This window comes from Enterobacter sp. PGRG2, assembly GCF_030291195.1.
Taxonomy (GTDB): Bacteria; Pseudomonadota; Gammaproteobacteria; order Enterobacterales; family Enterobacteriaceae; genus Enterobacter_D.
This window is the reverse complement of the sequence record NZ_CP127837.1, coordinates 1,912,982-1,925,511: the sequence shown is the minus strand read 5'-3', so window position 1 is coordinate 1,925,511 and position 12,530 is coordinate 1,912,982. Positions and strand designations below refer to the sequence as shown.

The window sequence follows — 12,530 nt, the reverse complement described above, 5'->3', positions numbered from 1 at the left end:
GTCGGGTAAGTCCTTATTTTTGTACGACAATATTTTCTTGCGAAGGATCGACATGCTGCATTTGCAGCTTCTCGGTGGCGATCCGCTCAACCCGGCTGTGATCGCCGAGCGCGTTCTCTTCAAGGATCAGGTTGCGCCATTCGATGTCCAGCGCATCGCGCTCCACCACCAGCTGTTCGCGCTGGGCGGTGAGTAAGCGCGTATGGTGCGCGGTAGTGACTACCGTCACCGCCGTGGCAATGATGCAAATGAACAGACAGAGTGGCAGTTTCCCAAATCGCAAAAGATCGTCGCCGATCACACCAGGCAAGGCATGGCGCTCGTTGCTTCCTAACGATTCTTTAACCTTGCTGAAGGTCTCTGTCACTCTGCTGATCATGCGTTCGTCCTCTCTGCGATGCGCAGAACTGAACTACGGGCGCGTGGGTTCTCTGCCACTTCTTCATCGCCCGGCATCAACTTGCCTAATGCCCGCAGATAACGGCCACCCAGCTTGCTGAGTTGTGCTTCCGTCATCGGTAATCCCGCCGGAACCTGCGGACCACGGCTGTTTTCACGCATAAAGCGCTTCACAATGCGGTCTTCAAGGGAGTGGAAACTGATGATGGAAAGCCGGCCTCCCGGGGCCAGCACGTTGAGCGAGTTTTTTAGCGCCAGCTCAATCTCTTCCAGTTCACTGTTAACCCAGATGCGCACCGCCTGGAAGGTACGGGTCGCGGGGTGTTTAAACTTATCTTTAATCGGCGTGGCCGCAGCGACCACTTCCGCCAGTTCTTTGGTGCGGGTCATCGGATCGAGACGATTACGCTCGACAATGGCGCGCGCAATACGTTTTGCGAAACGCTCTTCGCCGAAGGTTTTCAGCACCCAGGCGATGTCAGCTTCGTCCGCGTTTTGCAGCCATTCGGCGGCAGACTGGCCCCGCGTTGGATCCATACGCATATCCAGCGGGCCATCGCGCATAAAGGAAAAGCCGCGCTCAGGATCGTCAAGTTGCGGAGAAGAAACGCCCAGATCGAGGAGAATGCCGTTGATTTTGCCGGTCAGCCCGCGCTCAGCAACGTAATCTGCCAGCGCCGAGAAAGGCCCGTGCACAATAGAAAAGCGGGGATCATCAATGGTATTAGCAATGGCAATGGCTTCTGGATCGCGATCGATAGCCAGTAAGCGACCTTCCGCTCCCAACTGAGAGAGGATCAAACGTGAATGTCCACCGCGGCCAAAGGTGCCGTCAATGTAAATGCCGTCCGGCTGGATGTTAAGGCCGTTAACCGCTTCATCCAGCAGAACCGTAGTATGTTTAAAATTATCCATCATCGTTATAGAGACAAATCCTGCAATCGATCTGAAAGCTGTTCAGCACCAGATTGCTCAGCGTCGATATCTTCCCTGACCTGTTGATACCAGGTCGTTTCATCCCACAGTTCAAATTTATTAAACTGCCCGACCAGCATCACTTCTTTGTTTAGTCCGGCGTGCTGCCGTAAAACGGGCGGTATCAGTAAACGGCCCGCGCTGTCCATCTGACATTCACTGGCATGGCCCAGCAGTAAACGCTGCACACGTCGCTCCAGCGGGTTCATACTCGACAGACGCGATAATTTTTGCTCAATAATTTCCCATTCCGGGAGAGGATAAAGCAGCAGACAGGCGTGGTGGATGTCGATGGTGCAAACCAGTTGACCAGAAGCGTGCCCGACCAGATATTCCCGATGACGGGTAGGCACAGCGAGCCGGCCTTTACTGTCGAGATTAACTAATGTTGCTCCACGGAACATGCCAGTTTCACCTCACCATGACCCTTTTCACCACTTTATCCCACAAATCTCCACTGGAGGAGTTTACGGAGCGGAGGAAAAGCTTGTCAAGCCAGCACTGACGCTAAGCGATTTAAAAGCCAGCCAGCTTCAGACAGCGATCGGCACCGGGGAAATTTTGCCCTACCTGCACTGCAAATTAACGTCATGAATATTTGTAAGAAAATAAACCGAATTTCTTCATGAGCGCTCCCTCACACTTCTTAGCAGTGCTGAAATATAAAGTGTCAGTTTGCGACGCGGGCGGCATTTTAAGCCATATTGCATTCAGATGACAGCGCCCGTTAAAGCTGCGCATGCCGCGGCTGCGCGGCCATAAGCGCAATTTATAAAAGCCGCCGGGAAAAGTGATGGTTAATTCGGCAAATCAGATGAGGATGTAACAAAACAATTCAAAATATACGAATGCTTACTTCTTATAATGATGAAAAACAGGCCACAGATAATTAATCGCCTTCGTTATTAACGCCCCTGAATTTTTTAAGGATTAATCTGATTCTTAAGCAGGCGTGATAATTTAAAACCAGCAGAAAAGAAAAAGGCAGCTATGGCTGCCTTTCGGGTGGAACTCAAATACGGTTAAGTATGCCGCGGCGGTACAGATTACGCCGGATACGGCTCAGGCCTGGCTTCGGTTTGCGCGGTTCATCAAGGCTTGCCAGGACGATCTCCAGCACGCGCTCCGCCACATCACGGTGACGCTGCGCGACGGCCAGTACCGGGCATTGCAGGAAGTCCAGCAGTTCGTGGTCGCCAAAGGTGGCGATAGCCAGATTCGATGGCAGCTTGCCATCGCGACGCAGCGTGACGTCCATCACGCCCTGCAACAGCGCAAAAGATGTGGTGAACAGCGCCTGCGGCATCGGGTGTGTTTCCAGCCACTTTTCGAATAGCTGCGCGGCGGCTTCCCGTTCATAACTGTTAGCGTAGAGATACTGCACTTCGCGCGGATCGTCTTTCCAGGCGGTGCGGAATCCCTGCTCGCGCAGGAAGCTTACCGACAGCTCCGGCAGCGCGCCTAAATAAAGAACCGTTTCAGCGGGGAAGGTGCGCAATTCGGCGGCCAGCATTTCGGCGTCGTCCTGATCGGCACCGACCACGCTGGTGAAGTGCTCACGATCCAGCGCGCGATCGAGGGCGACGATGGGGAACGCGTCATTAGCCCAGCGCTGATAAAATGGATGCTCTGGCGGTAACGAGGTGGAGACGATAATGGCATCCACCTGTCGTTGCAGCAGATGTTCAATGCAGCGCATTTCGTTATCCGGCTGATCTTCGGAGCAGGCAATCAGTAACTGATAGCCGCGTTGCCGCGCCTGGCGCTCCAGATAGTTTGCAATCCGCGTATAACTGGTGTTCTCCAGATCGGGAATAACCAGTCCAATCGATCGCGTACGTCCTGCACGCAGCCCGGCCGCTACCGCATTCGGATGGTAGTTATGCTCACGGACCACGGCCATAACTTTTTCAACGGTTTTATCGCTGACACGATACTGCTTAGCTTTACCGTTGATGACATAGCTGGCTGTGGTACGTGAGACGCCGGCTAGCCGGGCGATTTCATCCAGTTTCACAATTGCCTCTCAAGAAAAAAAGATACTCCATAACCTTTTTGAGGATATAGGTTAAATTCCATAACATCTAAACGCAGAATAGTCACTGCGGCAACCGCTTTCGCGCATGCTTTCAATTGAATTCGCAAAAAAAAGCCCGACAGGGAGTGTCGGGCCGGGATTTAGGCTGGCGCTATCGTCTTAACGCATGATCTTATCGCCGCGAGACAGACCCACCACGCCGGAGCGTGCCACTTCGACAATTTTGGCGACATCGCGGATCGTCGCCAGAAAAGCGTCCAACTTATCGCTGGTGCCGGCAAGCTGAACCGTGTAAATCGACGGCGTCACGTCGATGATCTGTCCACGGAAGATTTCGGCGTTGCGCTTCACTTCTTCACGCCCGTATCCGCTGGCCTGGATTTTCACCAGCATGATCTCACGCTCAACGTGCGCCCCCTGCCCCAGTTCGTTGACGCGCAGCACGTCCACCAGCTTGTGCAGCTGCTTTTCGATCTGCTCAAGCACTTTCGCATCGCCCACCGTCTGAATGGTCATGCGCGAAAGCGTGGGATCGTCAGTGGGCGCTACGGTCAGGCTTTCAATGTTATAGCCGCGCTGGGAAAACAGACCGATCACGCGGGACAAGGCCCCGGACTCGTTTTCCAGTAACACAGATAATATCCGGCGCATAATCAGGTCCTCTCCGTTTTGCTTAACCACATCTCATCCATGCCGCCGCCGCGAATATGCATCGGATAAACGTGTTCACTGCCATCCACGCAGACATCGACAAACACCAGACGATTGTTGCGTACCTGCGCAAGGGCTTCTGCCAGCTGGCTTTCCAGTTCGGCTGGATGAGTAATGCGCATGCCCACATGCCCGTAGGCTTCCGCCAGACGCACAAAATCAGGCAGGGAGTTCATATAGGACTGGGAGTGGCGGCCGGAATAGATCATGTCCTGCCACTGCTTCACCATACCCAGATAACCGTTATTCAGGTTGAGCACCAGCACCGGCAGCTCGTATTGCAACGCGGTGGAGAGTTCCTGAATGTTCATCTGGATGCTGCCGTCACCGGTCACGCAGATCACCGTTTCCTCCGGCAGCGCCATTTTTACGCCCAGCGCCGCGGGCAGGCCGAAGCCCATGGTGCCGAGGCCGCCGGAGTTGATCCAGCGACGCGGCTTATCAAAGGGATAATAGAGGGCGGCGAACATCTGGTGCTGACCGACATCGGAAGTCACATAGGCGTCGCCCTGGGTTAAGCGCCAGATGGTTTCGATCACCGCCTGCGGCTTAATGCTTTCGCTGCTGGTGTCATATTTCAGACACTGCCGGGCGCGCCACTGGTCGATCTTAAGCCACCAGTCGCGGATATCGTCCAGCGGCTGACTGGAGGTTTCCTGTCCCAGCAGTTCCAGCATCTGCTCCAGCACCTGACGCGCATCGCCGACAATAGGCACATCCGCCGCCACGGTTTTTGAAATGGACGTGGGATCGATGTCGATATGCAGCACGGTGGCATTCGGACAGTACTTCATCAGGTTATTGGTGGTGCGATCGTCGAAACGCACGCCAACGGCGAAGATCACATCGGAATGGTGCATCGTCATGTTGGCTTCGTAAGTGCCGTGCATCCCGAGCATGCCGAGCGCCTGACGGTGCGTGGCCGGAAACGCCCCCAGCCCCATTAATGATGACGCCACCGGCAGATTGAGTTTTTCGATAAGCTCGCGCAGCTGTGCTTCGCAGCCCGCGTTCACCGCTCCACCGCCGACGTAAACCACCGGATTTTTCGCCGCGATCAGCGTTTGCAGCGCGCGTTTGATCTGGCCTTTATGCCCCTGGGTGGTTGGATTATAAGAACGCATGCTGACCGACTCGGGCCACACATAAGGGAATTTGTTCGCCGGGTTCATAATGTCTTTCGGCAAATCGACCACCACCGGGCCGGGACGGCCGCTCGCTGCCAGCCAGAAGGCCTTTTTCAGCACGCCGGGTATGTCTTCTGTCTGTTTGACGAGGAAACTGTGCTTCACCACCGGGCGGGAGATGCCCACCATGTCGCACTCCTGGAAGGCATCGTAGCCAATCAGCGAGGTCGCCACCTGACCGGAAAGCACTACCAGCGGAATAGAGTCCATATACGCGGTAGCGATACCGGTAATGGCGTTGGTGGCGCCCGGTCCTGAAGTCACCAGCACGACGCCGACTTCACCGGTCGCGCGTGCCAGCCCGTCTGCCATATGCACCGCCGCCTGCTCATGGCGCACCAGCACATGATCGATGCCCCCTACCGTATGTAAGGCGTCATATATATCAAGGACGGCGCCTCCGGGATAACCGAATACTTGCTTTACGCCCTGATCGATAAGCGATCGGACGACCATCTCGGCTCCAGACAACATCTCCATGGTTTGCCTCCAGGCGTTATTTTGTTATTTGAGGATCACCTTAACCGCTCAAAATCAGGCAGGCAATTGGCAAAGGTTTAGCCCGACAGTCATCAGGAAGAAGAAATAAGAGGTCGGCGAAGCTCAGAAAGAAGAATACACCATGATAAGTAAAGACGATGACCAATCGTCACGGTAAAAGGGAATGAGACAGGTAATCATGCATTTTTAACGTCGCGCGAAGGCTGACGTTAAAAATGCATTAGTAGAAAATATTGCATTATAAATGATTAACAGAATAAATAAGACGCTGCGCGTCTGTTAAGATTTAACGACGGCAGACGGAAACGAGCAACTCCTCCATCCATTGATGGCCCTTATCGCGCCCTGCCGCTTCGTGCCAGGAAAGGAAACAGGTGCGGCTATTCAATTTCAGCGGTAACGGCAGAATTTGTAATTCTAATTTCTCGGCATATTCATCCGCTAACCAGCGCGGCGCAATAGCGACCAGATGCGTTTGCGATACGACATTCAGAACGCTAATTAATGCCATGCCCTGATAAGCGATACAGCGCTGTTTTTCCGGCGTGTCATACCATGCCTGGCTAAAAGAGGCATAACGATCCAGCGCCACCACCGCGTGCTCTTCATTATAAACATCGCTTTCCCGTAATGGCCCCGTCAGGCGCGGATGTTTTTTACTGGCCACCAGCACCATTTCATCTTTAAACAGAGGAATACAGGAAAACTCCGGACGACGAAATTCTTCATAACCAATCACGAACTCAATTTCCTGATAGCGCAGTTGATGTTCAGTATTGTGATTGAGGGAAGATTTAAAGACTAAATGAATATTGGGGGCCATTTCTTCGACGCGATTATAAATCACCGACGTCAGATAATTGTCCAGCGGACTACAGACGCATAAATTAAATACCCGTGCGCTGTTAATCGGCTCGAAACCCGCTCCCGGCAGTTCATTCTGAATGAGCTGCAACGCCTGGCGAACAGATCCGTACAGCTGGAAAGCGCGCGCAGTGGGCTGGATGCCGCGGCCATAGCGGACAAACAGCTCATCATCGAACATCACTTTCAGACGGGCAACCGCGTTGCTGACGGCGGGTTGCGACATCTGTAAATGCATCGCGGCGCGGGTGATGTTTTGCTCCTGCATCACCACATCAAATACCGTCAGTAAATTAAGGTCGACCATTCGCAGCTTGGGTTTCGTCGCTTCGGATGGATTAATATTGGTAATGTTTTCTTCGGGCATATTGAACTCCACTGTCACGCCAACCTCCCTTTACTTATGCAGTAATAATTTCGTGAAATATTATTTACCATGCATATGAAACAAGCAAAAGAAGATTTTTACAAAATAGGAATATATAAAGATCTCTTGATGAGTAAAGAGATTAAATTTGGTAATCAATGCGGCGTATTAGTGATCAACACATTCACCGTATAACTTGACGCAAATAAAAACATAAACACCATGAATATACATAATCACTTTTATTTAATCGCCATTTCAGTTTCTCTTAACTCAAAACAATAAAGCACCAGAGAATTAACATGATAAGTACAATACTTAACAATATATTCCTGAGACAAAACCAGTATCTGAAACAAGTAATGGAAAATCATAGCGATACAGACAGGAAAATCGTCATTGCGGCTTGCGAACAAAAATAAGCAGTCATGTGTATTTGTCACAAAATGCAAGCGCGTCATTTTTTGAAAAAGGATGTCACTGCCTTTGCTGTCAGATACAGCACAATTACCTCATCACGCCATACGGCTGACGCGCTTAAAAAAGTGCATTTCCGGGATCGGGGGTTGACATCAGATTACGTATCCAGTACCACTAGAAGCATATTGTATTCATCTGGAGCATGACACATGATTCGCCACGTTCGTTTCGCCGGTCTACTACTACTAAACGCATCTTCCTTGCGCGGTGGACTGGTGGGCGACACGCAGAATTAAGTCATCTCCCGGTAGAATAACGAACCCGCGCTATTGCGCGGGTTTTTTTATGCTCGTAGCAAAGCGCCCTCAGACAGAAAAGGACCTAAACCATGAGCCAGCAACAAGTCATTATTTTCGATACGACCTTACGTGACGGTGAACAGGCATTACAGGCAAGCCTGAGCGTGAAAGAAAAACTGCAAATCGCGCTGGCGCTGGAACGTATGGGTGTTGACGTCATGGAAGTCGGGTTCCCTGTCTCCTCCCCTGGCGATTTTGAATCTGTGCAGACCATCGCCCGTCAGGTTAAAAACAGCCGCGTCTGTGCTTTAGCGCGCTGTGTGGAGAAAGATATTGATGTAGCGGCGGAGTCGCTGAAAGTCGCGGAAGCCTTCCGTATTCACACTTTTATTGCCACCTCCCCGATGCACATCGCCACCAAACTGCGCAGTACGCTGGATGAAGTGATTGAGCGCGCGGTCTACATGGTCAAACGCGCCCGTAACTATACCGACGATGTGGAGTTCTCCTGTGAAGACGCAGGCCGCACGCCGATTGAAGACCTGGCGCGCGTGGTCGAAGCGGCGATCAACGCCGGGGCCAGAACCATTAATATTCCTGATACCGTCGGCTACACCATGCCGTTCGAATTCGCCAGTATCATTAGCGGCCTGTATGAGCGCGTGCCGAACATTGATAAAGCCATTATATCTGTGCATACCCATGACGATCTGGGGCTGGCCGTCGGCAACGCCATGGCCGCCGTTAACGCCGGCGCGCGTCAGGTCGAAGGCGCGATGAACGGTATCGGCGAGCGTGCCGGTAACTGCTCGCTGGAAGAAGTGATCATGGCGATCAAAGTACGCCAGGACATCATGAAGGTGCACACCCGTATCAACCATCAGGAAATCTGGCGCACCAGCCAGATGGTCAGCCAGATCTGCAACATGCCGATCCCGGCCAACAAAGCGATTGTCGGCACCGGCGCTTTCGCCCACTCCTCCGGTATTCACCAGGACGGCGTACTGAAAAACCGCTCCAACTACGAAATCATGACCCCGGAATCCATCGGTCTGAACCAGGTGCAGCTGAACCTGACCTCCCGCTCTGGCCGCGCCGCTGTGAAACACCGCATGGACGAGATGGGTTATAAAGAAAGCGACTACAACCTGGACAACCTGTACGACGCCTTCCTGAAGCTGGCGGATAAAAAAGGCCAGGTCTTTGATTACGATCTGGAAGCCTTAGCCTTCATTAATAAGCAGCAGGAAGAGCCGGAGCATTTCCGTCTGGATTACTTCAGCGTGCAGTCAGGCTCTAACGACATCGCCACCGCCTCCGTGAAGCTGGCATGCGGTGATGACGTGAAAGCCGAAGCCGCCAACGGCAACGGCCCGGTCGACGCCGTATACCAGGCGATCAACCGCATCACCGACTACAACATTGAGCTGGTGAAATACCAGTTAACCGCCAAAGGCCACGGCAAAGACGCGCTGGGCCAGGTGGACATCGTGGCGAACTATAACGGGCGTCGCTTCCATGGCGTGGGTCTGGCCACCGATATCGTGGAATCCTCCGCCAAAGCCATGGTGCACGTGCTGAACAATATCTGGCGTGCTAACGAAGTCGAAAAAGAACTGCAACGCAAAGCTATTAAAGAAAACAATCAGGAAACCGTGTGATGTCTAAAAATTATCATATTGCAGTTTTGCCGGGCGACGGCATTGGCCCGGAAGTGATGGCGCAAGCCCTGAAAGTACTGGACGCGATCCGTAACCGTTTTGACATGCGTATTTCCACCAGCCACTACGATGTGGGTGGTATCGCCATTGACCGCCACGGCAACCCGCTGCCGCAGGCCACCGTTGAAGGCTGCGAACAGGCCGATGCGGTGCTGTTCGGCTCCGTCGGCGGCCCGAAATGGGAAAAGCTGCCGCCCGATCAGCAGCCCGAGCGCGGCGCGCTGCTGCCGCTGCGTAAACACTTTAAGCTGTTCAGCAACCTGCGTCCGGCGAAGCTGTACCAGGGGCTGGAAGCCTTTTGCCCGCTGCGTGCCGATATCGCCGCGAACGGCTTCGACATTCTGTGCGTACGTGAACTGACCGGCGGCATCTACTTTGGTCAGCCGAAGGGCCGCGAAGGTAGCGGTCAGCACGAAAAAGCGTTCGACACCGAGGTGTATCACCGTTTTGAGATCGAACGCATCGCGCGTATCGCCTTTGAATCGGCGCGTAAACGCCGCCACAAAGTGACCTCCATCGATAAAGCGAACGTCCTGCAGTCGTCGATCCTGTGGCGCGAAATCGTTAACGAAATCGCGCAGGAATACCCGGACGTTGAACTGGCGCATATGTATATCGATAACGCCACCATGCAGCTGATTAAAGATCCGTCGCAGTTTGACGTGCTGCTGTGCTCTAACCTGTTCGGCGACATCCTGTCTGACGAATGCGCGATGATCACCGGTTCCATGGGTATGCTGCCGTCCGCCAGCCTGAACGAGCAGGGCTTTGGTCTGTACGAACCCGCCGGCGGCTCCGCGCCGGATATCGCCGGGAAAAATATCGCCAACCCGATCGCGCAGATCCTGTCGCTGGCGCTGCTGCTGCGCTACAGCCTGGACGCGAACGAGGCCGCCACGGCCATTGAAGTCGCCATTAACCGCGCGCTGGAAGAAGGCGTGCGTACCGGTGACCTGGCCCACGGCGGCGCGGCCGTCAGTACTGATGAAATGGGCGACATTATTGCCCGTTATGTTTCCGAAGGGGTGTGATCATGGCTAAGAGCTTGTATGAAAAATTGTTTGATGCGCACGTCGTCTATGAAGCGCCAGACGAAACCCCGTTGCTGTATATCGACCGCCATCTGGTGCACGAAGTGACCTCGCCGCAGGCGTTTGATGGCCTGCGCGCCCACAAGCGCCCGGTACGTCAGCCGGGTAAAACCTTCGCCACCATGGATCACAACGTCTCGACGCAGACCAAAGACATCAACGCCTCCGGCGAAATGGCGCGCATCCAGATGCAGGAGCTGATCAAGAACTGCAATGAATTCGGCGTCGAACTTTACGATCTGAACCACCCGTATCAGGGGATCGTGCACGTGATGGGGCCGGAACAGGGCATCACCCTGCCGGGCATGACCATCGTCTGCGGCGATTCCCACACCGCCACCCACGGCGCATTTGGCGCGCTGGCGTTCGGCATCGGCACGTCGGAAGTGGAACACGTGCTGGCGACGCAGACCCTGAAACAGGGCCGCGCGAAAACCATGAAGATTGAAGTCACCGGCCAGGCAGCGCCGGGGATCACCGCGAAAGACATCGTGCTGGCGATCATCGGCAAAACCGGCAGCGCCGGCGGTACCGGCTATGTGGTGGAGTTTTGCGGCGACGCGATCCGCGCCCTGAGCATGGAAGGCCGCATGACGCTGTGCAACATGGCGATTGAGATGGGCGCGAAAGCGGGCCTGGTCGCGCCGGATGAAACCACCTTCAACTATGTGAAAGGCCGTCTGCACGCGCCGAAAGACCACGATTTTGACGAGGCGGTGGCGTACTGGTCCACCCTCAAAAGCGACGAAGATGCAGAGTTTGACCGTGTGGTGACGCTGCGCGCCGAAGAGATCGCCCCGCAGGTGACCTGGGGCACCAACCCCGGCCAGGTGATCTCGGTGAACGATATTATTCCCGATCCGGCTTCTTTTGCCGATCCGGTCGAACGCGCCTCCGCGGAAAAAGCGCTGGCCTACATGGGCCTGAAACCGGGCGTGCCGCTGACCGAGGTGGCTATCGATAAAGTATTTATCGGCTCCTGCACCAACTCGCGTATTGAAGATCTGCGCGCGGCGGCTGACATCGCCCGCGGGCGCAAAGTCGCGCCGGGCGTACAGGCGCTGGTGGTGCCGGGTTCCGGGCCGGTGAAAGCTCAGGCGGAAGCGGAAGGGCTGGACAAGATTTTCATCGAAGCCGGTTTTGAATGGCGTCTGCCGGGCTGCTCCATGTGTCTGGCAATGAACAATGACCGCCTGAACCCCGGCGAGCGTTGCGCCTCCACCAGCAACCGTAACTTCGAAGGACGTCAGGGCCGCGGCGGACGCACGCACCTGCTGAGCCCGGCCATGGCAGCGGCTGCCGCCGTCACCGGTCACTTCGCTGACATTCGCAACCTGAAATAAGGACACCATCATGGCAGAGAAATTTATTCAACATACCGGCCTGGTGGTTCCGCTGGATGCCGCCAACGTCGATACCGACGCGATCATTCCGAAGCAGTTTTTGCAGAAAGTGACCCGCACCGGTTTTGGCGCGCATCTGTTTAATGACTGGCGTTTCCTGGACGACAAAGGCCAGCAGCCGGATCCTGACTTCGTGCTTAATTTCCCGATCTACAAAGGCGCGTCCATTTTGCTGGCGCGGGAAAACTTTGGCTGCGGCTCCTCCCGTGAGCACGCCCCCTGGGCGCTGACCGATTACGGCTTCAAAGTGGTGATCGCCCCAAGCTTCGCCGACATCTTCTACGGCAACAGCTTTAACAACCAGCTGCTGCCGGTGAAACTGAGCGACGCCGAAGTGGATGAACTGTTTGAGCTGGTGAAGGCCAATCCGGGGATCCGCTTTGAAGTGGATCTGGAAGCGCAGGAAGTGAAGGCCGGGGATAAAACCTACCGCTTTAACATCGACGCCTTCCGCCGCCACTGTATGCTGAACGGGCTGGACAGCATCGGCCTGACCTTGCAGCACGACGACGCCATCGCGTCTTACGAAGCAAAACAACCGGCGTTTATGCGCT

At 54.5% G+C, this 12,530-nt stretch carries 11 protein-coding genes and 1 pseudogene; 5 read left to right on the top strand and 7 right to left on the bottom strand.

Features of this window, described 5'->3' with window-relative positions; all coding sequences use genetic code 11:
- Positions 1 to 13: 13 nt before the first annotated feature.
- The 7 genes from ftsL to leuO all read right to left on the bottom strand — a co-directional run bounded on the left by ftsL (position 14) and on the right by leuO (position 7,042).
- Positions 14 to 379, bottom strand: coding sequence for a cell division protein FtsL (gene ftsL, locus QRD42_RS08335; protein ID WP_072570590.1), 366 nt, complete (start codon positions 377 to 379; stop codon positions 14 to 16).
- On the bottom strand, positions 376 to 1,317 hold the full coding sequence (rsmH, locus tag QRD42_RS08330; RefSeq protein WP_318363859.1) for a 16S rRNA (cytosine(1402)-N(4))-methyltransferase RsmH: 942 nt from the start codon (positions 1,315 to 1,317) through the stop codon (positions 376 to 378). The genes ftsL and rsmH overlap by 4 nt, the downstream gene beginning before the upstream one ends.
- Before the next feature lie 2 nt (positions 1,318 to 1,319).
- On the bottom strand, positions 1,320 to 1,778 hold the full coding sequence (gene mraZ, locus QRD42_RS08325) for a division/cell wall cluster transcriptional repressor MraZ (RefSeq protein ID WP_072570586.1): 459 nt from the start codon (positions 1,776 to 1,778) through the stop codon (positions 1,320 to 1,322).
- 608 nt (positions 1,779 to 2,386) lie between these two features.
- Entirely contained in the window at positions 2,387 to 3,391 is a 1,005-nt protein-coding gene (cra, locus tag QRD42_RS08320) for a catabolite repressor/activator (RefSeq protein ID WP_072570584.1), read from the bottom strand.
- Positions 3,392 to 3,571: 180 nt separating this feature from the next.
- Positions 3,572 to 4,063 carry an acetolactate synthase small subunit gene (gene ilvN / locus QRD42_RS08315; RefSeq protein ID WP_072570582.1) on the bottom strand — a complete coding sequence of 164 codons (492 nt, stop codon included), beginning with the start codon at positions 4,061 to 4,063 and terminating at the stop codon, positions 3,572 to 3,574.
- Between the two features lie 2 nt (positions 4,064 to 4,065).
- A complete protein-coding gene (gene ilvI / locus QRD42_RS08310; RefSeq protein ID WP_321988611.1) occupies positions 4,066 to 5,790 on the bottom strand; it encodes an acetolactate synthase 3 large subunit in 1,725 nt (574 codons plus the stop codon).
- 307 nt (positions 5,791 to 6,097) lie between these two features.
- Positions 6,098 to 7,042: a transcriptional regulator LeuO gene (gene leuO / locus QRD42_RS08305; protein ID WP_072570580.1), complete on the bottom strand. Its 945-nt coding sequence runs from the start codon at positions 7,040 to 7,042 to the stop codon at positions 6,098 to 6,100.
- 629 nt (positions 7,043 to 7,671) lie between these two features.
- Between leuO and leuL the strand changes: the two genes are divergently transcribed.
- The 5 genes and pseudogenes from leuL to leuD form a co-directional block, all read left to right on the top strand.
- Positions 7,672 to 7,758 carry a leu operon leader peptide gene (gene leuL, locus QRD42_RS19605; RefSeq protein WP_099458810.1) on the top strand — a complete coding sequence of 29 codons (87 nt, stop codon included), beginning with the start codon at positions 7,672 to 7,674 and terminating at the stop codon, positions 7,756 to 7,758.
- Positions 7,759 to 7,850: 92 nt separating this feature from the next.
- A complete protein-coding gene (gene leuA / locus QRD42_RS08300) occupies positions 7,851 to 9,422 on the top strand; it encodes a 2-isopropylmalate synthase (protein WP_072570578.1) in 1,572 nt (523 codons plus the stop codon).
- Positions 9,422 to 10,513, top strand: coding sequence for a 3-isopropylmalate dehydrogenase (gene leuB, locus QRD42_RS08295; protein WP_072570576.1), 1,092 nt, complete (start codon positions 9,422 to 9,424; stop codon positions 10,511 to 10,513). The genes leuA and leuB overlap by 1 nt, the downstream gene beginning before the upstream one ends.
- Positions 10,514 to 10,515: 2 nt before the next feature.
- Positions 10,516 to 11,916 carry a 3-isopropylmalate dehydratase large subunit gene (gene leuC / locus QRD42_RS08290; protein WP_321988610.1) on the top strand — a complete coding sequence of 467 codons (1,401 nt, stop codon included), beginning with the start codon at positions 10,516 to 10,518 and terminating at the stop codon, positions 11,914 to 11,916.
- 10 nt (positions 11,917 to 11,926) lie between these two features.
- Positions 11,927 to 12,526: pseudogene (gene leuD, locus QRD42_RS08285) on the top strand (3-isopropylmalate dehydratase small subunit); the annotation flags it as partial.
- Positions 12,527 to 12,530 lie beyond the last annotated feature (4 nt).

Coding starts and splice junctions, on each gene's coding strand:
- ftsL (WP_072570590.1), bottom strand. CDS start 379: ATGATCAGCAGAGTGACAGAGACCTTCAGCAAGGTTAAAGAATCGTTA.
- rsmH (WP_318363859.1), bottom strand. CDS start 1,317: ATGATGGATAATTTTAAACATACTACGGTTCTGCTGGATGAAGCGGTT.
- mraZ (WP_072570586.1), bottom strand. CDS start 1,778: ATGTTCCGTGGAGCAACATTAGTTAATCTCGACAGTAAAGGCCGGCTC.
- ilvN (WP_072570582.1), bottom strand. CDS start 4,063: ATGCGCCGGATATTATCTGTGTTACTGGAAAACGAGTCCGGGGCCTTG.
- ilvI (WP_321988611.1), bottom strand. CDS start 5,790: ATGGAGATGTTGTCTGGAGCCGAGATGGTCGTCCGATCGCTTATCGAT.
- leuO (WP_072570580.1), bottom strand. CDS start 7,042: ATGCCCGAAGAAAACATTACCAATATTAATCCATCCGAAGCGACGAAA.
- leuL (WP_099458810.1), top strand. CDS start 7,672: ATGATTCGCCACGTTCGTTTCGCCGGTCTACTACTACTAAACGCATCT.
- leuA (WP_072570578.1), top strand. CDS start 7,851: ATGAGCCAGCAACAAGTCATTATTTTCGATACGACCTTACGTGACGGT.
- leuB (WP_072570576.1), top strand. CDS start 9,422: ATGTCTAAAAATTATCATATTGCAGTTTTGCCGGGCGACGGCATTGGC.
- leuC (WP_321988610.1), top strand. CDS start 10,516: ATGGCTAAGAGCTTGTATGAAAAATTGTTTGATGCGCACGTCGTCTAT.